Origin of the sequence: Kitasatospora sp. NPDC059827 (genome assembly GCF_042731675.1) — a bacterium.
In the GTDB taxonomy this organism is placed as follows: Bacteria; Actinomycetota; Actinomycetes; order Streptomycetales; family Streptomycetaceae; genus Kitasatospora.
This window is the reverse complement of the sequence record NZ_JBHWIV010000004.1, coordinates 117,135-139,485: the sequence shown is the minus strand read 5'-3', so window position 1 is coordinate 139,485 and position 22,351 is coordinate 117,135. Positions and strand designations below refer to the sequence as shown.

Genomic DNA, 22,351 nt, shown 5'->3' with positions numbered 1-22,351 from the left:
GCCGTACGAACCTCCGGGCGCACCACCCCCGGCGCGGGCCAACCCTGAACACGCCCCCGAAAGGTTCGCCCACCCTTCCATGTCGACTTTCCAGCCATTCGCAGACCATCGGAAAGTCGTACCGAGAATGCGGGCCGAAGGGCGCGAAGAAGGAGAAGATATCCGCGCTGAAAATCAGACCATCTTGCCCGGATTGAGGATGCCCAAGGGGTCGAAGACCGCCTTCACCTGCCGCTGCAGGTCCAGCCCGACCGGCCCCAGCTCACGGGCCAGCCAGTCCCGCTTCAACAGCCCCACCCCGTGCTCCCCGGTGATGGTGCCGCCCAGCTCCAGCCCGAGCGCCATGATCTCGTCGAAGGAGCGCTGGGCACGCGCAGTCTGCTCCGGGTCCGCGGCGTCGAAGATCACGATCGGGTGGGTGTTGCCGTCCCCGGCGTGGCTGACCACCCCGATCGTCAGCGCGTGCCGCTCGGCGATCGCCGCGACGCCGTTCAGCATCTCGGCCAGCCGGGAGCGCGGCACCGCCACGTCGTCGATCATCGTGGTGCCCAGCCGGTCCAGCGCGGGCAGCGCCAGCCGCCGGGCCGCCAGCAGCAGGTCCGACTCCGCCTGGTCCTCGGCCGGAACCACCTCGGTCGCCCCGGCCTCCCGGCACAGCTCCGCGACCCGGGCCAGCCCGGCCTCCCGGTCCGGCCCGTCGAAGGCCACCAGCAGCAGCGCCCGGGTCGACTCCGGCAGCCCCATCTGCCCCAGCTCGTTGACGGCCCGGACGGAGACCGCGTCCATCAGCTCCATCAGCGACGGGGTCAGCCCGCGCTCCATCACCGCGCAGACCGCCGCCCCCGCCGCGTCCGCGCTGGGGAACTCCGCCGCCAGCGCCAGCTGCGGCTCCGGCGCGGGCCGCAGCGCCAGCACCGCCCGGACCACCACCCCGAGGGTGCCCTCCGAGCCGACGAACAACCGGGTCAGGTCGTACCCGGCCACCCCCTTGGCCGTGCGGCGCCCGGTGGACAGCAGCCGGCCGTCCGCCAGCACCACGTCCAGCCCGAGCACGTACTCGCTGGTGACGCCGTACTTCACGCAGCAGAGCCCGCCCGCGCCGGTGCCGATGTTGCCGCCGATCGTGCAGGTCTCCCAGCTGGACGGGTCCGGCGGGTAGCAGAGCCCCAACTCCTCGACCGCGCGCGACAGTTCCGCGTTCACCACGCCCGGCTCGACCACCGCCACCCGGTTCACCGGGTCGATCTCCAGGATCCGGTTCAGCTTCACCAGCGACAGCACGACGCAGCCGTCGACGGCGTTCGCCGCCCCCGACAACCCGGTCCGGGCCCCCTGCGGCACCACCGGCACCCGCAGCTCGGTCGCGGTGCGCAGCACGTGCTGCACCTGCTCGACCGTCTCCGGGAAGACCACCACGGCGGGCGTCCCGGCGGCGCAGAAGCCCGCCATGTCGTGGCTGTAGGCGGCGGTCACGTCCGGATCCACCACCACCGCCTCCGCCGGGAGGCCCAGTGCCAGTCGGTCCGTCAGATCACTCATCGCCGCCTCCAGTCACCACCGCACCGCCGCCACCTCCGCACTCTGCCCCGAGGCCCGGAGCCGGGCAAGTGGGCCTCGGCACCGGCCCCCGGACGCCGGCCCCCGTCCCGCCGACCGGCGGTGCCGGTCGCTCAGGCCCGGCGCAGCACCGGGGTGGCGAGGGCCGCCAGCCCGGCCGCCCCGGTGGCGAGGGCGCAGAGCAGGGCGGGCAGGACGGCCCCCGTCGCGTCCGCGGCCGTCCCGAGCAGCCCGGTGGACAGCACCAGGGCGAGGCTCTGCACCAGCGTCAACAGCGCCTGCACCCGCGAGAGATGGGAGCTCGGAGCACCGCCGAGCACCAGCGGCCCGAGGTGACAGGCGAACAGTCCGGAGCCGAGGCCCACCACCGTGCTGCCGACCACCGCCGTCCCCGGACCGCCGGACAGCGCCAGCAGCACGGTACCCACCGAGGCCGTGCAGAGCCCGGCGGCCGCCCCGACCCCCGGCCGGGGCAGCCCGCCGCGCCAGGCGACCGACGCCGCCACCGCGAGCACCCCCGCCGCCTGACCGGCGGTCACCAGTCCGGCGGTGCCCGCCGCCCAGCCGTGTGCCCGGGCGAGCAGCGGGCCGAGCAGCGAGACCACGGGCAGCAGCGCCCCCGCGGCGGCCCCGGTCAGCAGCAGCGCGGCCCGCAGCAGCGGATCCCCCAGAGCCAGCCGGACGCCCGCCCCCGCCTCCCGCAGCAGGCCCACCGGGGCGGCGGCGGGAGCCGGACCGGGCCCCTCCCCGTCCGGCCGGACCCGCAGCAGCACCAGCAGGACGACCGCGAAGCTCACCGCGTCCGCCGCCGCCGCGCCCGCGAGCCCGCCCCCGGCGACCAGCAGGCCGCCCAGCGGCGCCCCGAGCAGCACCGCGCACTGCCCGCCGGCCTGCCGCAGCGCGAGCGCCCGGGGCAGCCGGTCCGCGGGCACCAGCCGGCGCGGCATCGAGCCGCTCGCCGGGAGGTAGAACGCGTCGACCGTCCCGGTCACCACGGCCGCCCCGACCAGCAGCCACAGCGGCGCGCCCCGGCCGCCGGCCACCGCGAGCGCCAGTGCGGCGGTCACCACCAGCATCACCGCGTCCCCGGCGAGCATCACCCGGCGGGCGCCGAACCGGTCCGCCACCGCCCCGCCCAGCAGGACCAGCACCGTACGGGGCACGGTGACCGCCGTCAGCACCAGCCCGGCCGCCCCGCCGCCGTACCCGGAGGCGGCCCAGCCGAGGGCGAAGGACAGCGCGGCGTCACCCAGCAGCCCGGCTTGGGCCCCGGCCAGCCAGAGCAGGTACGGCCGGGGCAGGGCGGTGCGCCGGGCCGTCCCGGCGGAGATCGCGGTGGTCATGCCGGGTGACGCTAGGACCCTCGACCTGGTCGAGGGCAAGCGGCGGCCGCTACCTGCGGACCACCGGTTCCTGGAACTCGACGACCCAGTCGGACCGGTCGGCCGGGGTCTCCAGGTAGCGCTCCCGGGCGTAGCCGGTCGAGCGGTAGCCGTTCTGGTCGATGTAGCGGGCCAGGGCCTGGAAGCTGCCCATCGCGTCGTCCATCGAGCCGCGGTGGACGATGGTCACCGCCTCCTCGATCGGCGCCAGGTCGACCACCTCGATGCCGTCCCGGTCGGCCCGCACGGACGGCGCCACCTGGAGGGCCACCCGGACGACCACCGAGCCGTCGCCCTCCGGCCCGTCCTCGTACCGGGCGACGGACGGCCCGACCACCTCGATCCCGGCCTGCTCCACCCGCCGGCACAGCTCGTCGAAGAGCGGGCCGATCACCGGGGTGATGTCCTCCGGCGCGTAACTCGCCGCCACACCGCTCAGTTGGGCCACCCGCACGGACGGAACGGGCTTCACCACGACATCGTGCTCGAACATGTTCCCCTCACTCTCGATCGTCCGGAGCCTCGCCTCCACCCGGGCCAGCCGCTGCTCGTCCGCCGCGATCGCCTCGGCGAGCTGGGCCCGCCGCAACCGCAGCATCCCGCGCAGCTCGGCCGGGTCCGGGTGCTCGTCCAGCACGGCCCGCACCTGCTGCAGCGTGAAGCCGAGCTCCTTGAGCGCGATCACCCGGTTCAGCCGGGCGAGTTGGACCGCCTCGTAGGAGCGGTACCCGGTGGCCGGGTCCACCCTGGCGGGCGTGAGCAGGCCGATCGCGTCGTAGTGGCGCAGCATCCGCACCGACACCCGGCCGTGGACGGCGAAGTCTCCGATGTTCAACATGGTGCTCCCACTCCACCGTCTCCCCCTGTGTCAGGGTCAACCCCCGGCCGCCGGCCCGGCCGCGACCCCGCGTCGGCGCACCGCCGGCCCGCCGCCGGCCCGCCCCGGAAAACACCGAGGGCGGGTGCCGAAACGATCTCGGCACCCGCCCTGAGCAGGTGGTTTCTCCTACCGGCGGAGAGCGTGGGATTCGAACCCACGGTGACGGGTCACGCCACGACAGTTTTCAAGACTGTTCCCTTAGGCCGCTCGGGCAGCTCTCCAGGCGGAGGTCAGCCTAACGGGTCCGACGGCCTTCGGCGCACACGATTCCGCGGGCCCGGGGGGTCACTGATCGCCGTCCCGCTGGCCGAGCGTGACCTTGGTGGTCATGGTCTGGCCGTTGCGGGTGTACTCGACGTCGACGGTCTCGCCCGGCTTGTGCGTCCAGATCCGGCTGACCAGGGCGGGACCGTTCTCGATCGGCGCGCCGCCGAGCTTGGTGATCACGTCGCCCGGCTTGAGGCCGGCCTTGTCGGCCGCGCCGCCGGGGGTGACGGCCGGCTGGCCCTGGATGTCCTTGGTCTGGATCTGCGCGCCGTCGCCCTTGTAGTCGTCGTTGCGCAGCACGTCGAGCTTGGCGTAGACCGGCTTGCCGGTCTTGATCAGGGTGTCCGCGACCCACTTGGCCTGGTTGATCGGGATGGCGAAGCCCAGGCCGATGCTGCCGGCCCGGCCGTTGGCGGAGGCGTTGGACTGGATCGCCGAGTTGATGCCGATCACCGCGCCGCTGGAGTCCAGCAGCGGGCCGCCGGAGTTGCCGGGGTTGATCGAGGCGTCGGTCTGCAGGGCGTTCATGTACGAGGCCTGCGAGCCGGTCTCGTCGCCGGAGGCGACCGGGCGGTCCTTCGCGCTGACGATGCCGCTGGTGACGGTGGACTCCAGGCCGTACGGCGCACCGATCGCGACGGTGGCGTCACCGACGTTGACCTTGTCGGAGTCGGCCAGCGGCAGGGGCGACAGCTTGCTCTTCGGCGGGTTGTCGATCTTGACCACGGCGACGTCGTAGCCCTCGGCGTGGCCCAGCACCGAGGCGGTGTAGGAGGTGCCGTCGGCGAACTTGACGGTCAGTTTGCCGCCGTTGAGGGCCGGCGCGACCACGTGGTTGTTGGTGAGGATGTGGCCCTCGGTGTCGAAGACGAAGCCGGTGCCGGTGCCCGACTCGGTGCTGTTCTGCGCCTTGATGGTGACGACGCTGGGCAGCGCCTTCTGGGCGATGGCGGCGATCGACCCGGGGACGGGCTCGTTCTTCTGGGTGTTGCTGGCCTGGACGGTGGTGCTGCGGTGGTCGTCCGCCGAGCTGCTGCTGCCCGCGTGGTCGCTGGCGACCACACCGACCGCGCCGCCCGCGATGCCGGCGACCAGCGCGACGGCCGCGAGCAGGGCCACCAGGCCGCCGCGCTTCTTGCGCGGGCCGTGGCCGCCCGGGCCGCCGGGGTACTCGGCGGGGTAGCCGAACGGACCGCCGGGGCCGCCGGGGTGGCCCGCGCCGGCGTCGTGGCCGCCGCCCCAGCCGCCGAGCGGCTGGCCGGCGCCGAAGGGGTGGTGACCGGGTGCGCCGGGCGCGACGGGCGCACCGGCGGCCGGAGCGCCGTACGGCTCCTGGGCGTTGGCGGCCGGGACGCCGTAGCCCTCGTGGGCGCCGGCGGCGGGCACGCCGTGGGTCGGGGTCGCGTACGGGTTGCTGCCCGGGGTGCCCGGCGGCAGGGCGGGCGCGGCCGGAGCGGCGGCGACCGGGGCGGGGGCGGGGGCGGCGGGCGGCGCGGGCGGCAGGACCGGCGGCGGGGCGTCGATGTAGCCGGTGGCCGGGTCGACGGCGGGCTCCTCGACGGCGGGCGCGGCCGGCGCGGCCGGGGCCTCCGGCGCGGGCACCTTGGTGAAGGCGACGGTCGGCTTGTGCCCGCCCTCCGCCGGGGCGGCCTCGGCCGCCGCGCTCGCGGCGGCCGGCTCCGGGACCCGGCCGAACGCCATGGTCGGCTGGTGACCGCTGTCGGCCGGGGCGGCGTCGGCCGACCCGTCCACCGGCCCGGCCACCGGGTTGTCCACCGGTTCGTCCTTCGGCTCGGGAACCCGGCTGAAGGCCATGGTCGGCTTGTGGCCGCCCTGAGCGGTGCCGTCGGGAACGGCACCCGCCGCCTCCGGGGCCCCCGCGGGCTGCTCCCCCTGCGGCCCGGTGGGCCCAACCTCGCGCTCGGTGCTCACGGACGACCTCCATAGCTGACAGAACCAAGGACCATAGTTTTTCGCACCGGCGATTCGATTGCCGTAAGGACCCCTCTGAATAACTCATAAGAATCCTTAGCCGCCACCGACAACCGGGGCTCCCCACCCCCGCCCGGCGTCCCGCGATGCGGACCGCGCACCCCGTGGCCTTTGGCGTTCGTACCCGTGCCGGTTAGCCTGTCGCTCCAAACTGACACGCGGGAGCTTGGACCGACCAGGCTGAGAGTGCGCATGTCGACCGTACGCCAGGCCAGTGACCGGCGGACCGTCGAGGGGGCGCTGACCGCCGGAACCTGTCCGGGTAATGCCGGCGTAGGGAGTATCGGCCATGCCGCCTGCTTCGCCATCCTCTTCTCCTGGCGCGCCCGCGTCCAAGGATTTCCCCCCGGACCTGGCCGGCGCCGCGCTGCTGGACCACCGTGTCGAGGCACCGCTGGTCCTGGACACCGAGCCGCCGCGCACCCTGCGCTTCCGGGACCACTTCGCGCTCTGGATGAACCTCGGCGTCAGCCTGATCGGCTTCTCCACCGCCGCGACCGTGCTCGGAGAGAAGGGCAGCGAGCTGTCGCTGGCCGCCGCGGTGACGGCGATCGTGACCGGTACGGCGGTCGGCACCGCGATGCTCGGCGTCGCCGCGCTGATCGGGGCCCGCACCGGCGCCCCGGCGATGGCCAACCTGCGCGGCCTGTTCGGCACCCGGCTGTCCTACCTGCCGACCGTGCTGAACATCGTCCAGTGCGTCGGCTGGGGCGTGTTCGAGCTGCTGACCATCGCGGCGGGCGCCCAGACCGTCGCCCACACCAGCGACTACCGCTGGCTGTTCGTGCTGCTCGCGGGCGCGCTGACCACCGCGCTGACGATCTGGCCGCTGGGCTCGATCGCGGTGCTGCGCCGCTTCGTGGCCGGGGCGGTCGCGGTCGCGATGGTGTACTTCACCGTCCAGCTGGGCCGCCAGGGCGTGCCGGACCCGGGCGCGGGCAACTGGCACGGCTTCCTGGGCGCCACCGACGCGATGATCGCGGTGTCGATCTCCTTCGTCCCGATGGCCGCCGACTACACCCGGCACTCGCGCAGCCCGAAGTCGGCCTTCTGGGGCAGCTTCTCCGGCTACACCGTCGCCCAGGTCTGGTGCTACGTGCTGGGGCTGATGGCGCTGCTCCAGTCCGACGGCGACCCGAGCCGGATCTTCGACTCCTTCCTCGGTGTCTGGGCCGGCTGGCTGTTCCTCCTGGTGCTGGTGCTGCGCGAGACCGACCAGTCCTTCGCCAACGTCTACTCGACCGCGATGTCGCTGCAGAACCTGCTGCCGCGGGTGGACCGCCGGGTGCTGAGCGGCGGGATCGGCGTGCTGACCACCGTGCTGGCACTGCGCATCGACCGGTTCACCGACACCTACAGCAACTTCCTCGGCCTGATCGGCTCGGTCTTCGTGCCGCTGCTGGCGGTGCTGGCGGTGGACTACTTCTTCGGCGCCGGCCGGCACGGCTGGGACCTCTCCGAGCGGGCGCCGTCCCGCTGGCTGATGCTGCTGCCGTGGGTGCTGGGCTTCGCCGTCTACCAGCTGATCGCGCCGACCGCGGTGGGCGACGGGTGGGTGGACTTCTGGACCTCGGCCCAGCGGACCCTGCACTTCACCCCGCAGGAGTGGACCTCGGCCTCGCTGTTCGCCTTCCTGGTGCCGGCGCTGGTCACCTGGGGGCTCACCCCGCTGACCCGCCGCGCCGCCCGGGCCTGACGCACCGGGGGCGGAGCCGGCCCCGCAGGTTGGGACCGGCTTCGCCCCGGGTTCACCCGCGCCCCCTATCGTTGGGGCCGTGACCAGCCCAGAACTGCCCTCGGCGGCGGCGCGCACCACGCCCTCCGTCCAGGTGATCGCCCACCGCGGCTCCTCCCACGCCCTGCCCGAGCACACCCTCGCGGCGTACCGGCGCGCGCTCGACGAGGGCGCGGACGCCGTCGAGTGCGACGTGCGGGTGACGGCCGACGGCCACCTGGTCTGCGTGCACGACCGCCGGATCGGCCGGGTCTCGAACGGCCGCGGCACCGTCTCCGCGATGACGCTGGCCGAGCTGGAGGCGTACGACTTCGGCGCCTGGAAGACCGGCCGGCCCAGCACCGACCCCGAGCTGCGCGGCGTGCTGCGGCTGGAGCGGCTGCTCGAACTGGTGGTGGACTGCGGCCGCCCGGTGGACCTGGCGATCGAGACCAAGCACCCGGTGCGGTTCCGCGGCCGGGTCGAGGCCGAGCTGCTGCGCACCCTGGAGCGGTACAAGATCGGCACCGCGCCGGACGGCGAGCGCCCGTCCGCCCGGATCATGAGCTTCTCCTCGATCGCGCTGAACCGGGTGGCCGCCGCCGCGCCCGACTACCGGCGGGTGTTCCTGATCGAACGGATGCTGCCGCTGCTGGGCCGCCTGCGCCCCGGGCAGCCGCTGCCGGGCGGGGCCCGGATCGCCGGCCCCGGCATCGAGCTGATCAAGGCCAAGCCGCAGCTGGTGCCCCGGCTGCGCGAGCTGGGCCACGAGGTGCACGTGTGGACGGTGGACGAGCCGGCCGACGTCGAGCTCTGCCTGGAGCTCGGGGTCTCCGCGATCATCACCAACAGGCCCGCCGAGGTGCTGGCCCAGCTCGGCCGCTGAGCCGGAGCCGGGCGCCCCGCGTCCCCGGGGAAACCTGATCACCCTGGTCGGCAGTCAAACCTTCCGCGCACGGTATTGCCGGAATTCTTGCGATCGGGCGACGGAGGGTGAGCACGGAATGACCTCTTGTCGACCCTGAGTCGCGCCGCCGGAAAAGGGCCCGCAGGATCCTCCGACGGTCGTTTCCGACGCATTACCAAGGGGCATCCATCCCTCGGCATACGCTGAAGGAGGTCCGGGGGTGGCGTTGATGGTGGCGCGTGAAGTGCCGACTTCATCGACCATGGCAGTGCCGCACGGCCCAGCGAGTGTCGGGGTCGCACGGCGCCGACTGCGTCGAGATCTGGGTGACCGGCAGATACCGGAACCGGTCATCGATGATGCTGTTCTGATCCTTTCCGAACTGTTGAGCAACGCCTGTCGGTACGCCCGTCCACTCGGCCCGCTGCCCGCCCTGGGCCGCGGCGCCCGGGCGGAGGTGGTGGACCAGGTGCTGGTCGGCGTCCCCTCCGGGACGCACCCGGCGCCGGGCGGCCGGGAGCCCGAGGACGGCACGGCCGAGCCGGCCGGCGGTGTGCTGGTCCGCTGGCAGATGCACGCCGACGGCGTGCTCACCCTGGAGGTCACCGACGGCGGCGCGGCCACCCGGCCGCTGCCCGCCAGCCCCTCGCTGACCTCGCGCGGCGGCCGCGGCCTGGCCATCGTCGACCAGCTGGCCAGCGACTGGGGCGTCCGGGACGCGCCCGGCGAGGTCACGGTCTGGGCGGCGCTGCCCGCCCGCGCCCGGCACGCCCGGCGCACCGGGGGCGGCACCGCCCGCAGCGCGTAGCCGTCCGACCGGCACCCGTCCGACCGGTACGAGGGCGCCCGGTACGAGGGCGCCCGATCCCCGGGCGTACGGCACCCGGGCGTACGGCACCCGGGCGTACGGCACCCGCCCCGGCGCGTTCCCGCGCGCCGGGAGAACCTCAGTAGGCTTCCCGTGAAACAGGACCACCGTCCCCGGGAGAGCCGCAGCATGGGCAAGAAGGCCGCCAAGAAGGCGCCGCAGCGCCAGTCCACCACCGCCGTCACGGGCGAGATCCCCGTGGTCGGGGCCCGCGAGGACTGCCCCTGCGGCTCGGGCCGCCGCTACAAGGCGTGCCACGGCCGGGAGGCCTCGCACGCCGTGCAGGAGCTGGTGCACCGCCCGTTCGAGGGCCTGCCGGGCGAGGCCGACTGGGTGGCGCTGCGCGAGCTGGTGCCCGCCGCCACGGTGCCGCTGACGCTGGCCGCCGGAGTGACCGCGACCGCCGGGGGCGACGTCCCGTCGGTGACCCTGGCGACGGTGCTGCCGCTGGCCTGGCCGGCCCTGCGCCGCCCCGACGGCTCGATCCTGCTCGGCCTGCAGACCCAGTCCTCCTCGGGCGACCTCAGCCGCGACCTCGCGGACGCCCTGGAGCTGGCCCTGGCCACCGAGCCGGGCAGCCCCGTCCCGGCCCGCCGGACCGTCCCCGGCGGCCGCCGCCTCCAGGACCTGCTGGACGCCTCCGCCGCGTTCACGCCCACCGTGCACACCGGCTTCGAGTTCTGGCTGGAGGACGCCGAGACCGCCACCGGCGAGGTCGCCGCCTCGCTGGAGCGCGCCAACGCCTCCGCCATCCCGACCGAGAAGCTCGCGAGCGTCGACGCCGCCTACTGGTGCGGCACCCCGGACAAGAACCACCTGCGCTGGGTGATGACCGTGCCCGAGGAGCGGCTGCTGGACGCGCTGGCCCGGCTGAACGCCGCCGGCGAGGCCTCGCTCGGCGCGGACACCCGCCTGGTGGGCTCGTTCCGCGCGCACGGCCTGACCGTCCCGGTGTGGGACCTCCCGCTCGCCATGACCGCCGCCGACTGCGAGAAGCCGGCCGCCGAGTTCGGCGAGCGGCTCGCCGCCGTCCTCGCCGACCCGACCGAGCTGACCGCCGAGGAGCGGCGCGCCCGCGCGAACCTGGTGAACCGTCAGGTCACCCTGAACTAAAGCGCGCAGGATCCGGGTGATACGCGTCACATTGTCGCCGGGAAGCCGCAATTTCCGGGCCTGGAGGGCGTCTTGGAAATTGGCGCGGGCGCGGATCCTTGTTACTGTCTAAAGAGTCCGGCCGCTGGTGCATCCCCCGTCGCCAGCGGCCGGATCTTTTCTTTTCCGGAACGCCCCGCACCACCGGGCCCGGCGTCCGGCCCGACCCGGCGATCCGTCAGTACGTCGAGCGCCCGCTGTCCAGCCGGACCGTCGCCTCCACCAACTCCCCCAGCAGCGGCCCGACCTGCGGCAACCGGACCCCACCGTCCGCGGCCGGCCGCGGCGCCAGCACCCAGCGCACCCTCCCGGCCCCGCCGCCGGGCGGCAGCGGCAGGAAGCCGCCCGGCCCGTGGTAGCGCAACGATCCTGGTACCGAAGGGAGTTGGGCGAGCATCTCGCCCAGGGCGTCGAGCGAGTACGGGGCCACCAGCAGGGCGTAGCGGCCCGGCATCGCGAGCACCGGGCCGAGCGGCAGCCGCAGCGCGCCCAGGTGGACCAGCGCCCTGGCACCGGCCGCCGCGGGCAGGCTGACCGCCGAGACCGCGGAGCCGGTGGCGGCCAGCACCGGCGCGTCCGGGGTCTGCCGCTCCCACCACCAGCGCACCATCCGGGGGTCCGTGGTGGCGGCCAGCAGGGACGGATCGTGCGGATGGGCGCCGGGCGCCGGGCAGTCCGGCTCCCCGCACGAACAGCGGCCGCCGCACAGCACGGTGCCGGGCACCACCGGCCAGCGGTGTTCGACGGCGGCCGTGAGGGCCGCGGCCAGCCGGGCGGACGACTCCTGCGGCTCCCGGGACTCCTGCGACCGGCTCCTCGGGCTCTTCGGGTTCTCACGCATGGCGCTCGTTCCTTTCCCTGACCGCTCGGTTCGCTCCGCCCCACCGACATCCGTCGGGACCCGCCGCAGGGGCCCGCGGCGGCACGGCCCCGGAAGGGCGCGGAGCGGGGCGGGCGGCACGGCGGACGGCGCGGCTACGACGTGGAGCACGGTGTGGAGCACGACATGAGAAGGGCCGCGCACTGGAACAGCCCCTGGAACGAGAATCCCGTATGCGACCGGATGGACGCCGCCCGGGCGCGCTTGGTTCCACCGTACGAGTGAGAGACTTCCGGCCAGCCGGGATCGCGGGCGGCGCGGACATACGATCCGGACGGCCGCCCGGTCCGTCCCCTCGGTTCTGCCCGCTCCCGGCTCTCTCCATGCCTGCGGCTCCGACCGGCGCGCCGCGCCCGGTGCGCGCCCTCCGACCGGGTCGCGCGGACGTGGAACCGGCCACCGCGTCGTCCTGGATCTGGACATGCCCCGAATGGCCTGTGTAGAAGTGGTGGCATTGCTGTCGATCAATGACGAGTAGTAGCGAATCGAGGCGAAACGCGTCCTTTGGCCGTGCTCGCTCCACATTGGCCGTACCTGGGGGTTTCGCATGGCACGTAGCACCGCGTCAGGAGTGGCGGCATGACCAAGTCCCACGCGTCGGCCGCCCAGCCGTCGACGCCGCCCGCAGAGCCGGGTGAGACCGGCTGTGCGGGCGGGCTCACCGTCCTCGACCCGCCGCCGGACCTGCCCGGCCCCACCGACGCGCCGGACGGCGGAGCCGACGGCCCCGCGGCACCGTCCACCACGGTGCAGGACCGTTTGGCCGGACGCCTGTCCGATATCACCAGCCTGTACGAGCACACCGAGCGGCTCGCCCGCGCCCGCGGCACCACCGCCACCCTGGACGCCGTGCTCGCCTCCGGCGCCGCCCTGCTCGGCGCCGACCGCGGCGTCCTGGTCACCCTGCTGCCGGGCGGCGGCACCGGCCAGCCCGTCGGCCTCGGCCTGGACCGGGCCAGCCTCGGCGCCCTGGAGACCGTCCCGACCGAACAGAGCCTGCTCGCCCGGCTGCTGAGCGAGCACGACCGGCCCGAACAGCTGCACTCCGCCGACCTCGCCGACGACCCGGCCGTCGGCGCCCGGCTGCGCGAACTCGCCGTCCACCTCGGCCTCGGCGGCGCCTACGGCCTCCCGCTCGCCACCGTCGAGGACGGCCCGCTCGCCGCCGCCGTCTGGTTCTACGACCGGCCCGCCCAGCCCACCGACTGCCAGCGCGAACTCGCCCGCCACTACTGCGAGATCGCCGCCCCGCTGCTCGCCAAGCAGCTGGAGGCGGAACGCACCCTGCGCACCACCGAGGCGCTGCGCCGCGGCCTGCTGCCGGACCACCTCCCGCAGACCCCCGGACTGCGGCTGGCCGCCCGGCTCGTCCCGGCCGGCCTGGACCGCTCCAGCGGCAGCGACTGGTACGACGCCATCCCGCTGCCGGACGGCACCGTCGGCCTCACCGTCGGCTCGGTCTCCGGCGACGGCCCCGGCGCGGGCCCCGGCTCCGCCCCCGGCGCGGCCGCCGCGATGGGCCGGATCCGGGCCGCGCTGCGGGCGTACGCGGTGCTGGAGGGCGAGGACCCGGTCTCCGTCCTCGGCGACCTGGAACTGCTGCTCAAGACCACCGAGCCGACCCGCACCGCCACCGCCGTCTACGCCTGGATCGAACCCGAGGACCGCCGGATCACCCTGGCCGGGGCCGGGCACTGCCCGCCCGTCCTGGTCGGCCGGCACGGCGCCGAGTTCGTGGAGACCTCGCTCTCCGCCCCGCTCGGCATGCTGGCCTGCTGGGAGGCCCCCGGGGTCGAGCTCACCGCCGGGCGCGGCGACACCCTGCTGCTCTACACCGAGGGCCTGGCCCGCCGCTGCGGCCCGACCCTGCACGCCGGACAGGCCAACCTGCGCCGGGCCGCCGCCGACGCCCCGCGCGACGTGCGGATCGACCCGGAACGGCTCTGCGCCCACCTGCTGGCCGTCTGCCCCGCCCCGGACGCCTCCCCGGCCACCGACGACCTGATGCTGCTGGCCGCGCGCTTCGAGTAGGTATGCGAACCCCGGACTGGAGGGCGGCCGGGCGTCCGTACCATGGACGCACGGCCGCCCGCGCGTGTCGCGACCCGACACCTCCCCCGAGGGCGGCGGTACCACCCCCAAGGAGGCGTTGCACGTGACCGAGGACCGGACCCCCGCAGTGGCCGAGAACCCCGAGGCCGAGGGCGGCGAGGAGCCGCCGCCGTTCAAGGGCCGCAAGAACGGTCTCTACGGCGAGATCTCGGACGAGCTGTCCGCCTCGATGAGGACCGGCTGGGCCGACACCGAGCTGCACGGCCTCACCCCGGTCGCCCAGGCCCCGTACGCCGCCGCGCGCCGTGCCGCGCTGTCCGCCGCCCACCCGGGCGTGCGCCTGGTCGTCCCGGCCGGCAACCTGCGGGTGCGCTCCAACGACACCGACTACAACTTCCGCGCCGCCAGCGAGTACGTGCACCTCACCGGCGACCGGACCGAGGACGCGGTGCTGGTCGGCGAGCCGACCGGCGACGCCGGCCACGAGTTCACCCTCTACCTGCTGCCCCGCTCGGACCGCGAGAACGGCGAGTTCTGGCTGGACGGCTACGGCGAGCTGTGGGTCGGCCGCCGGCACAGCCTGACCGAGCAGGAGCAGCTGCTCGGCCTGCCCGCCCGCGACGTCCGCAAGGCCGCCGAGGAGCTGGCCGGGCGCGCCAAGGACTCCGCCGTGCCGACCCGGATCGTCCGCGGCTACGACGCCGGCCTGGAGGCCGCGCTCGCCGAGGTGCTGGACGCCGACAAGGACGCCGACCTCAAGGAGTTCCTGAGCGGTCTGCGCCTGGTCAAGGACGAGTGGGAGATCGGCGAGCTGCGCGCCGCCTGCGACGCCACCGTCAACGGCTTCACCGACGTGGTGCGCGAGCTCGGGCAGGCCGTCGCCACCTCCGAGCGCTGGATCGAGGGCACCTTCTGGCGCCGCGCCCGGGTCGAGGGCAACGACGTCGGCTACGGCACCATCGCCGCGGCCGGCCCGCACGCCACCACCCTGCACTGGGTCCGCAACGACGGCGACGTCCGCCCCGGCGAGCTGCTGCTGCTGGACGCCGGCGTGGAGACCCACACCCTCTACACCGCCGACGTCACCCGCACCCTGCCGATCAGCGGCTCCTTCACCGGGCTGCAGCGGAAGATCTACGACGCGGTGTACGACGCCCAGGAGGCCGGCATCGCCGCGGTCCGCCCGGGCGCCCGCTTCCGCGACTTCCACGACGCCTCGCAGCGCGTCCTCGCCGAGCGGCTGCTCGCCTGGGGCCTGCTGGACGCCTCGGTGTACGACGTCGAGAAGGTCCTGGAGCTCGGCCTGCAGCGCCGCTGGACCCTGCACGGCACCGGCCACATGCTCGGCCTGGACGTGCACGACTGCGCCCACTCGCGCCGCGAGGAGCACGTCGACGCCCTGCTGGTGCCCGGCATGGTGCTCACCGTCGAGCCCGGCCTGTACTTCCAGCAGGACGACCTGACCGTGCCCGAGGAGTACCGCGGCATCGGCGTCCGGATCGAGGACGACATCCTGGTCACCGCCGACGGCAACGAGAACCTCTCGGCCGGGCTGCCGCGGCGCGGCGACGAGGTCGAGGCCTGGATGGCCTCGCTGGCCTGAGCCTGAGACTGAGCCCGAACCCGAGCCGGGGCCCGGCCTCCCCACCGCGGGGAGGCCGGGCCCCGCGCGCTACTGGACGATCCTGAGCGCGATGTCCTGGTGCCCGAGCACGGTCAGGTCGCCGCTGCCGCGGTACGGCACCAGGGCCTGCGCCCTCAGCGGCATGTCCCCGGTCCCGTCCTTGGGCCCGATCGTCAGCCGGTAGGTCAGCCGCCTGCTCTGCCCCGGGCCCAGCGAGAAGACGTCCTGGTCCTGCGCCACCGCGTAGGACGTGTCGCTCCCCCGGGACATCGCCCGGACCGACCAGCCGCCGTCCGTCTGCACCTCCAGCTTGCCGTCGTTGGGCAGCAGCTGGCCGGGCGTGGTCGGCGTGCCCCCGTAGCGGTCGGTGAAGACCAGCGGCTGGACCTGGTCGTAGGTGCCCTGTCCGGTGTTCCGGAAGGTCACCGAGAAGGTGGCGACCGCGCTGCCGATCCGCATCTGCTGGCCGGAGGAGAGGCCGTCGATGCTGACCGCGAGGTCGTTCGGGCCGGGCTCCGCCGCCGCCGGGGCCTGGTGGCCGCTCGGGTCCAGGCTGTTGACGATGGACGTCAGCCCGGGCTGGTAATCGGACCTGAGCCCCTGCGCCGAGACGAAGACCTGGTCCTTGGGCAGGGCCCACAGCTGGGTCGTGAAGGAGTCGCTGCCGCAGGTGACCTGCCACTGCGACCTGACCGCGGGACTCCCCGCCACGGTGACCGCGCTCTTCGTCGGCCCCGCGCTGTTCATCTCGCCCGCCGCCGGCGGGTGGGGGTTGCCCCAGACCGGGCAACTGCCCTGGTGCGCCCAGCCGGCCGGGGCGTCCAGGTCGGCCGTCGTCGGCCAGGCACCGCCCTGGAGTTCGCCCGCCGAGCTGTAGACCGTGACCTGGACGCCGTACGGCGCGCACACGGCCGACGACCAGTTCCGCTGGGGATCGGTCGGCGCGCCCGGGCTCAGCAGGCAGACCGCCTGGTCCGAGAGCGGCACGGCCTTCCAGCCGGCCGGCACCTTCAACTTGACGCCGCGGAAGGTGTACGGCGTGCCCGGCCCGGTCGGCACGCCCGAGCCGGAGGAGGACGGGACGAGGTCGGAGAGCGGCCGGTCCGCGGCGGGACCGCCGGTGGTGGGAGTGGTGCCGTCGGGGGTGGGCGACGCGTCCGGGGTGGGGGTCGCGTCCGGACCGGGGGTCGGGGGCGTGGTGATGCTCGCGGCCGGGGGCGGGGGGACGTCCTGCTTGGCGACCGGGTCGCCGTGGAAGGCGAGCAGGCCGATCCCCAGGGAGGCGGCCAGGGCGAGGACCGGCACGGCGGTCAGGTACATCGGGCGGAGCCTGCGGACCCGGCCCCGCGGGGGTGCGGCCGGGCGCAGGTCGTGGACGGTGATCAGGGACGCACGGGCGTCCATCGCCTCGCGGAGCAGCCGTTCGGTAGCGGTTTCGGCCGGCCCACCGCCGTCACCGCCGCCCGAGCGGGGGAACTTGTCGGTCATCGAACCTTCTCCAGGTGCTTCTCCAGGGCGTCCAGGGCCCGGCTGGCAGTGGACTTCACGGCGCCCCGGGAGAGCCCCAGGGTCTCGGCCATCTGCGCCTCCGACATGTCGGACCAGTAGCGCAGCACCAGCACCTCACGCTGGCGGGGGGTCAACTCCTGCAAGGCGACGAGCACCCGTCGGTGCTCGTCGTTGAGCACCGCGTGGTCCTCGGCGGAGGGGGCGTCCGCCTCGTGCGGGGGCACGTACTCCCGGGCGGTCCTGCGGCGGCGCAGCATCGAGCGGGCGCCGTTGACCACCGAGGTCCGCAGGTATCCGAGCGCGTTGTCGAGGTCGTCCAGGTGCTCGCCGTGACGCTGGTAGAGCTGGGTGAAGGCCTCCTGCACGACGTCCTCGGCCAGGTCCTGGTGGTCGACCAGCAGGACCGCCATCCGGACCAGACCCAGCCGGTGGGCGTGGTACAGGTCGGTCAGCGTGGGCCGGTCCTCCGCGGGCCCGCGGCCGCCGCGCACCAGTCGGAAGCCGGAGCGGCGCTGCGCCGGCTGCTGCTGCTGCTCCGCGGTGAGCACGGAGGCCGGTGCACCGGCCTCCTGCGCACCGAACAGCGCGACGACCGCGCCCCGGACTCCGCGGGCCGCGCGGCCGGAGAAGCCGCGCCCCCACCGTGGCGCGGCGGACGGGCCGATGGCCATGGACATGTGCGGTTCTGCTTTCCCCCGGGACGGTGGGCGGCGTGCTCGCCGGACCGTCAGGCACCTGATCAAGATCGAGATCGGGGAGATCCTCGCAGCCGCGTCCGACCCGGATCCCTCCGCCCCCGTAGTGATGGACGTGCGGCGCGGGTGGAGGTTGCAGGGGGATTCGCGGGAAGTTCGCGGGAAGTTCCGGGCGGGCCGCGACGACCGGACAGGGCCTAGACTCACCGGCAGTTCCGGCACCCGTGAGCAGGGGGTTCGCATGGCCGAGCAGTACGTCGAGGAGCCGGTCGACGCGGCCGCGCCCGCCCGGCCGCGGCCGGTGGCCGTCACCATCGGCCGCCGCCCGGAGCCCGTGCACGACCTCGCGGTGTACGCCTTCGAGGGCATGGCACCGTTCGAACTCGGCGTGGTGGTCGAGGTGTTCGGGCTGGCCCGGCCCGAGCTGGGCGGGCTGCTGGCCGCGCCCTGGTACGGGCTGAAAGTGTGCGCGGACCGGCCGGGCACGCCCCTGGACGCGGTGGGCGGCTTCGCGCTGACCGCCCGGCACGGCCTGGACGAACTCGCCGCGGCCGACACCGTCATCGTCCCCGGCGTGCGCAACGCCTTCGGCGGCGACGTCTCCCCCGGCCTGGTCGAGGCGCTGCGGACGGCGCACGAGCGCGGCGCCCGGATCGTCTCGATCTGCTCGGGCGCCTTCGCGCTGGCCGCCGCCGGACTGCTGGACGGCAAGGAGGCGACCACCCACTGGCGGTACGCCGACCTCCTCCAGCAGCGCTACCCGCGGGTGCGGGTCAACCCGGACGTGCTGTACGTCGACCACGGCGACGTGTTGACCAGCGCGGGCAGCGCCGCCGGGATCGACCTGTGCCTGCACCTGGTGCGCCGGGACCACGGCGCCAAGGTGGCCAACAGCGTGGCCCGCCGCTTCGTGGTGGCGCCGCACCGGGACGGCGGGCAGGCGCAGTTCATCGAGGCCGCGGTCCGTCCGGTCGAGGAGGACGAGGACGGGGTCGCCCGCAGCATGCAGTGGGCGCTGGACCACCTGGCCGAGCCGCTCACCGTCTCGGTGCTGGCCCGGGCCGCCCGGATGTCGGACCGCTCGTACCTGCGGCACTTCACCGCCCGCAACGGCACCAGCCCGATGCGCTGGGTCGTCACCCAGCGCATCGCGGCCAGTCTGACGCTGCTGGAGTCGCCGGAGGGCTCGGTGGAGGAGGTCGCCGTGGCGGTCGGCTTCGAGAGCGCCGCGACCTTCCGCCACCACTTCGGCCGGGTGATGCGCACCTCACCGACCGCCTACCGGCGCTCCTTCGGGCGCGGGGTCGCGTAGCGGGCGCCTGCGCCGCTACGCCTTCTCGTGCCGGTCGGCGTTGGCGACGACGGCGTCGTGCAGCCACTGCGCCAGCCCGGGGGCCAGCTCCTCGTAGGTGGCGGTCCAGCGCTGGTCCTCGACGTAGAGGCAGGCCAGGCCGCGGTGGATGGTGTACGTGCAGTCGTAGAAGTTCCGGCAGATGTGCTGCCGGTGCTCCTCGGCGAGGTCCATGGCCGCGGTGCTGTCGGCGGGCTCGCCGGCGGTGACGGCCGCGACCAGGCGGGCGTTGAGCCCGGCCAACTCCTCCTGGATCCGCTGCCAGTCGGCCTTGCTGTAGCCGCCGGTGCGCCGCTGGGACTCGGCCCAGGCCTCGGTCTTCCCCCAGCGCTGCTCGGCCTCCTGCTCCCACTCCTCGCGGTAGCCCTCGCCGAAGATCTCGAACTTCTCCTCCGGGCTCAGCTGAATGCCCATCCTGCGTGCCTCCATGGCGTGTTCGACGGCGGTGGCGAGTTCCTGGAGGTGGCCGATCCGGTCGGTCAGCAGCCGGTGCTGACGCCGGAGGTGCTCGGTCGGGCTGACCGAGTCGTCGTCCAGGATCGCCGTGATCTCCTCCAGGGCGAATCCGAGCTCGCGGTAGAACAGGATCTGCTGCAGCCGGTCGAGGTCGGCGTCCACGTACCGGCGGTAGCCGGCCCGGGTGCGTCCCGCGGGGGACAGCAGTCCGATCTCGTCGTAGTGGTGCAGGGTGCGGACGGTCACCTTGGCGATCTTCGCCACGGCGCCGACCGCGTAGCCCTCGTCCCCGTTCATCCGGAGCTCCTCCCTGGTGGTGACCACCACCCTCCGCTCTCACGTCGCGTGAGGGTCAAGCCGTGTTCCGGGAGGCCTCAGGCGTCGACCAGCTCCCGCTCGCGCCGCCGGGCGGAACGCCGGCGGCCCTCCCCGCCGCCCTGGGCCGGTGGCCGCGGCCGGCGGGACTGCTGGGTGGGCCAGAGCAGCACGTACGCGGCGGAGACCACCACGAAGGCGAGCCGGACGAAGCCGCGGGCCGCGTCGGACGGCAGGAACAGTGTGCCCCCGTACAGCGCCGCCAGCGCGATCCAGCTCCACCACGGGACCAGCCGCTTCTGGCCGACCGCGTCCCAGAGCAGGGTGCCGAGCAGGATCGAGGCCGTGTAGTACGTGTAGACGCTCGGGTCGAGCAGGATCCGGGCGTCCGCCCCGAGCAGCACCACGGCCGGCCAACGCCCGCGCCAGACGGCCACGCAGCCGAGGCCGATGCCCAGCGCGAACTGGGTCGGACGGTCCCACCAGGGGGTGGCCGGGTCGGTGACCCCGAACCAGCGCAGCGCGGAGGCGGGCTGGTTCGGGATGGTGAACTTGGCCGCCGCCATGGTGTCCAGGTTGCCCAGGTAGAACGGCAGCCAGGCGACCGCGACCAGCAGGCAGAACCAGAGCACGGTACGCAGCCAGGCGGGCCGGGGCAGGGCCAGGATCAGCGGGGCGAAGGCGAGCGCCCAGGGCTTGGAATCGACCGCCAGGGCCAGGAACACCGCGACCTGGACGGGCTTGCCGCGGGCCAGGGCGTGCGCGGCGAGGGTGGTGAAGAACAGCGCGAGGACGTCGTCCAGGTGCGCGAAGCGGACGGACACCTCGACCCACATCGGGATGAACGCCAGCCCGGCGATCAGCAGCCGCTGCTGGAGCCGGCGGTGGTTGGTGCCGGTGCCGAGGTAGTACAGGGCGGCGGTGCGGCCGACCAGCACCAGCATCACCAGGCCGAGCCCGGCACTCGCCGCCTCGGCGATCAGCTGGCCGACGTGCGGCGAGAACGGGGCGGTGAGCCGGGCGGCGGCCAGGCTGACCGGGCCGATCTGCAGCTCGGGGTGGTGGGCGTAGAGCGAGAGGCCGCCGTCGGGCTGGCCGCTGAACAGCAGCTGTTCGCCCTGGCGCAGGTAGTGCCAGGAGAAGCCGCCGCTGGGCTCCACCAGGAAGAACCAGAGCACCGTCCACGCTGTCAGCAGCACGTGGTGCCGGCGGAGCGGTAGACCCGCGATCCGACCGGTCGTGGCTTCGTAGTCGGTGGTGGCCCGTGCCGTGCGATCTCCCCGCACCTGTACCTCTCCCCGCCGTTCCGCCCCCTCCGGCCGGACATCCTATGTGACGGAGGAGAACCGCCCGTGCCGCCCGTCGCCGCAGCCCCTCGGGGGCGGCGGCGCCGCGCCGCCGGGGACGGGAGGTCCGTCCCCGGCGGCGGCCGGGCGGCACGGGGTCGATCGAGCGGGAGCCGCTCCGGGCGGGCCCGGGTCGGCCCCGGATCAGCCCTGCTGGCCGGCCTTGCGGCGGCGGAGCACCACGAGGGTGCCGACACCGGCGACCAGGACGGCGCCACCGGCGGCCGCGATCATGGTGGTGTCGTCACCGCCACCGGTGGTGGCGAGGGTCTTGCCGGCGTCGGCGGCGGCCGTCTTGGCCTTGGTGACGACGGCCGGGGTGATCTTCGGCGGGGTGACCTTCGGCACGTCCACCGGGAAGTCGATCGGCTGCTGCACGTCGGTGCCGCCGGCCGTCGGGGCCGGGGTGGTCGGCGCGCCGGAGTCGGTCGAGGGGGCCGACGGCGAGGCGGTGCCGGTGGCCGGGGTGGTCGGCGCGGAGGTGGTCGGCGCCGGGGTGGTCGGGGCCGGGGTGGTCGGCGCCGTGGTGGGGGTCCCCGTGGTCGTGGCCGAGGGCGACGCGCTGGTGGTCGGGGTCGGCTTGCCGGTCTTGGTGGGCGTGGGGGTCGGGGTGGGCTTGCCGCCGCCACCGGCCTTGATGGTGAAGCCGGCGCCCTTGATGCCGTCGCAGCTGAAGTGGCCGTTGTCGGACTCGTCGTCGGCGTTGGCCGAGAAGACCACCGGGACGACACCGGCCTTGCCCAGCGGGGTGTCCTTGGTGAAGGAGACCCGGACGTCGATGTCGATCCGCTTGCCGGGGGCGAGGAAGAGCAGCGCGTCGTCGGCGGGGCCGCCGTCGTTCACGCCGCCGAGCAGGATCAGCACGGCGCTGTCGTCGCCGTCGCCGCCACCGGGCGCGACCGAGCCGGTCCGCCAGGTGCCGCCGCCGGGCAGGCCGGCCGGCAGCTGGTACTCGACCTTGAGGTCCTTGGCCTTGAGCGAGCCGGCCTTGTTCTTGAACTTCAGGAGCGGGAAGGCGACGAAGTCGTTCTTCGCCGAGTTCTGGATCCGGTAGGAGAAGACGCGGGCGTCACCGCCGGCGACGAAGGTGTCCGGGACGCCCCGCACCGAGAGGTCGAGGTTCTGGTGGTTCGCCTGCGCGGCCTGGGCGGCGGCGGACGGGGTGCCGGTGGAACCGACGGCCATGGCGCCCTGGGCGCCGGTGAGCACCAGCGAGGACGTGAGCGCGGCGACGCCGGCCAGGGCAAGACTGCGACGTATGGACAAGGAGACCTCACGGAAGTGTCCGGGCGAGGCCCGGGCGCGAGGGGGCGGCTGTGGATGCCGCCACTCCCCCGCGAAGCTGAAATTCCGACGGAGAGTACCGAACGATTCGGCCACTTCGGAAGGCGGGTGCCCGGTTCC

Annotated in this window: 17 protein-coding genes, 1 tRNA gene and 1 riboswitch; of the genes, 7 read left to right on the top strand and 11 right to left on the bottom strand. The window is 74.4% G+C overall.

What is annotated here, in order from left to right:
- Window positions 1-174 precede the first annotated feature (174 nt).
- From ACFV8H_RS04200 to ACFV8H_RS04180, 5 genes are all read right to left on the bottom strand, one after another.
- Complete coding sequence (locus ACFV8H_RS04200; RefSeq protein ID WP_380396431.1) at window positions 175-1,539, bottom strand: FAD-binding oxidoreductase; 1,365 nt, start codon at window positions 1,537-1,539, stop codon at window positions 175-177.
- Between the two features lie 131 nt (window positions 1,540-1,670).
- On the bottom strand, window positions 1,671-2,900 hold the full coding sequence (locus tag ACFV8H_RS04195) for an MFS transporter (RefSeq protein WP_380396430.1): 1,230 nt from the start codon (window positions 2,898-2,900) through the stop codon (window positions 1,671-1,673).
- Between the two features lie 49 nt (window positions 2,901-2,949).
- Entirely contained in the window at window positions 2,950-3,777 is an 828-nt protein-coding gene (locus ACFV8H_RS04190) for a MerR family transcriptional regulator (protein ID WP_380396429.1), read from the bottom strand.
- A gap of 175 nt (window positions 3,778-3,952) precedes the next feature.
- A tRNA-Ser gene (locus ACFV8H_RS04185) sits at window positions 3,953-4,040 on the bottom strand.
- Between the two features lie 64 nt (window positions 4,041-4,104).
- Complete coding sequence (locus ACFV8H_RS04180) at window positions 4,105-6,018, bottom strand: S1C family serine protease (protein WP_380396428.1); 1,914 nt, start codon at window positions 6,016-6,018, stop codon at window positions 4,105-4,107.
- A 208-nt stretch (window positions 6,019-6,226) separates the two neighbouring features.
- Window positions 6,227-6,375: riboswitch (TPP riboswitch) on the top strand.
- Here ACFV8H_RS04180 and ACFV8H_RS04175 point away from each other — a divergent pair.
- From ACFV8H_RS04175 to ACFV8H_RS04160, 4 genes are all read left to right on the top strand, one after another.
- Complete coding sequence (locus tag ACFV8H_RS04175; protein ID WP_380396427.1) at window positions 6,368-7,774, top strand: purine-cytosine permease family protein; 1,407 nt, start codon at window positions 6,368-6,370, stop codon at window positions 7,772-7,774. It overlaps the preceding riboswitch by 8 nt.
- A 79-nt stretch (window positions 7,775-7,853) precedes the next feature.
- Window positions 7,854-8,678 carry a glycerophosphodiester phosphodiesterase gene (locus tag ACFV8H_RS04170; protein ID WP_375882651.1) on the top strand — a complete coding sequence of 275 codons (825 nt, stop codon included), beginning with the start codon at window positions 7,854-7,856 and terminating at the stop codon, window positions 8,676-8,678.
- Between the two features lie 241 nt (window positions 8,679-8,919).
- Window positions 8,920-9,507 (top strand): ATP-binding protein, encoded by a 588-nt coding sequence (locus ACFV8H_RS04165; protein ID WP_380396426.1) that lies wholly within the window; start codon window positions 8,920-8,922, stop codon window positions 9,505-9,507.
- A gap of 189 nt (window positions 9,508-9,696) precedes the next feature.
- Window positions 9,697-10,680 (top strand): DUF5926 family protein, encoded by a 984-nt coding sequence (locus ACFV8H_RS04160; protein WP_380396425.1) that lies wholly within the window; start codon window positions 9,697-9,699, stop codon window positions 10,678-10,680.
- 217 nt (window positions 10,681-10,897) lie between these two features.
- On the opposite strand, the gene ACFV8H_RS04155 is transcribed toward ACFV8H_RS04160, so the two are convergent.
- Window positions 10,898-11,560, bottom strand: a complete 663-nt coding sequence (locus ACFV8H_RS04155) for a bifunctional DNA primase/polymerase (protein WP_380396424.1) — start codon at window positions 11,558-11,560, stop codon at window positions 10,898-10,900.
- 618 nt (window positions 11,561-12,178) lie between these two features.
- Between ACFV8H_RS04155 and ACFV8H_RS04150 the strand changes: the two genes are divergently transcribed.
- Together ACFV8H_RS04150 and ACFV8H_RS04145 are read left to right on the top strand one after the other, a co-directional pair.
- Window positions 12,179-13,630: a PP2C family protein-serine/threonine phosphatase gene (locus ACFV8H_RS04150; RefSeq protein WP_380396423.1), complete on the top strand. Its 1,452-nt coding sequence runs from the start codon at window positions 12,179-12,181 to the stop codon at window positions 13,628-13,630.
- A 124-nt stretch (window positions 13,631-13,754) separates the two neighbouring features.
- Window positions 13,755-15,254 carry an aminopeptidase P family protein gene (locus ACFV8H_RS04145; protein ID WP_380396422.1) on the top strand — a complete coding sequence of 500 codons (1,500 nt, stop codon included), beginning with the start codon at window positions 13,755-13,757 and terminating at the stop codon, window positions 15,252-15,254.
- Between the two features lie 69 nt (window positions 15,255-15,323).
- Here the strand turns inward: ACFV8H_RS04145 and ACFV8H_RS04140 are convergent, their stop codons facing one another.
- Both ACFV8H_RS04140 and ACFV8H_RS04135 read right to left on the bottom strand, forming a co-directional pair.
- Window positions 15,324-16,763: a hypothetical protein gene (locus tag ACFV8H_RS04140; protein ID WP_380396421.1), complete on the bottom strand. Its 1,440-nt coding sequence runs from the start codon at window positions 16,761-16,763 to the stop codon at window positions 15,324-15,326.
- Entirely contained in the window at window positions 16,760-17,461 is a 702-nt protein-coding gene (locus ACFV8H_RS04135; RefSeq protein WP_380396420.1) for an RNA polymerase sigma factor, read from the bottom strand. The genes ACFV8H_RS04140 and ACFV8H_RS04135 overlap by 4 nt, the downstream gene beginning before the upstream one ends.
- 259 nt (window positions 17,462-17,720) lie before the next feature.
- On the opposite strand from ACFV8H_RS04135, the gene ACFV8H_RS04130 reads away from it, so the two are divergent.
- Entirely contained in the window at window positions 17,721-18,791 is a 1,071-nt protein-coding gene (locus tag ACFV8H_RS04130) for a helix-turn-helix domain-containing protein (protein ID WP_380396419.1), read from the top strand.
- Between the two features lie 15 nt (window positions 18,792-18,806).
- Here ACFV8H_RS04130 and ACFV8H_RS04125 read toward each other — a convergent pair whose 3' ends face one another.
- The 3 genes from ACFV8H_RS04125 to ACFV8H_RS04115 form a co-directional block, all read right to left on the bottom strand.
- Window positions 18,807-19,583: a MerR family transcriptional regulator gene (locus tag ACFV8H_RS04125; RefSeq protein WP_380396418.1), complete on the bottom strand. Its 777-nt coding sequence runs from the start codon at window positions 19,581-19,583 to the stop codon at window positions 18,807-18,809.
- A 77-nt stretch (window positions 19,584-19,660) separates the two neighbouring features.
- On the bottom strand, window positions 19,661-20,800 hold the full coding sequence (locus ACFV8H_RS04120; RefSeq protein WP_375882674.1) for a hypothetical protein: 1,140 nt from the start codon (window positions 20,798-20,800) through the stop codon (window positions 19,661-19,663).
- A 291-nt stretch (window positions 20,801-21,091) separates the two neighbouring features.
- Window positions 21,092-22,213, bottom strand: coding sequence for an LPXTG cell wall anchor domain-containing protein (locus ACFV8H_RS04115; protein WP_380396417.1), 1,122 nt, complete (start codon window positions 22,211-22,213; stop codon window positions 21,092-21,094).
- Window positions 22,214-22,351 lie beyond the last annotated feature (138 nt).

Coding starts and splice junctions, on each gene's coding strand:
- ACFV8H_RS04130 (WP_380396419.1), top strand. CDS start 17,721: ATGGCCGAGCAGTACGTCGAGGAGCCGGTCGACGCGGCCGCGCCCGCC.
- ACFV8H_RS04175 (WP_380396427.1), top strand. CDS start 6,368: ATGCCGCCTGCTTCGCCATCCTCTTCTCCTGGCGCGCCCGCGTCCAAG.
- ACFV8H_RS04155 (WP_380396424.1), bottom strand. CDS start 11,560: ATGCGTGAGAACCCGAAGAGCCCGAGGAGCCGGTCGCAGGAGTCCCGG.
- ACFV8H_RS04150 (WP_380396423.1), top strand. CDS start 12,179: ATGACCAAGTCCCACGCGTCGGCCGCCCAGCCGTCGACGCCGCCCGCA.
- ACFV8H_RS04200 (WP_380396431.1), bottom strand. CDS start 1,539: ATGAGTGATCTGACGGACCGACTGGCACTGGGCCTCCCGGCGGAGGCG.
- ACFV8H_RS04160 (WP_380396425.1), top strand. CDS start 9,697: ATGGGCAAGAAGGCCGCCAAGAAGGCGCCGCAGCGCCAGTCCACCACC.
- ACFV8H_RS04140 (WP_380396421.1), bottom strand. CDS start 16,763: ATGACCGACAAGTTCCCCCGCTCGGGCGGCGGTGACGGCGGTGGGCCG.
- ACFV8H_RS04190 (WP_380396429.1), bottom strand. CDS start 3,777: ATGTTGAACATCGGAGACTTCGCCGTCCACGGCCGGGTGTCGGTGCGG.
- ACFV8H_RS04125 (WP_380396418.1), bottom strand. CDS start 19,583: ATGAACGGGGACGAGGGCTACGCGGTCGGCGCCGTGGCGAAGATCGCC.
- ACFV8H_RS04195 (WP_380396430.1), bottom strand. CDS start 2,900: ATGACCACCGCGATCTCCGCCGGGACGGCCCGGCGCACCGCCCTGCCC.
- ACFV8H_RS04135 (WP_380396420.1), bottom strand. CDS start 17,461: ATGTCCATGGCCATCGGCCCGTCCGCCGCGCCACGGTGGGGGCGCGGC.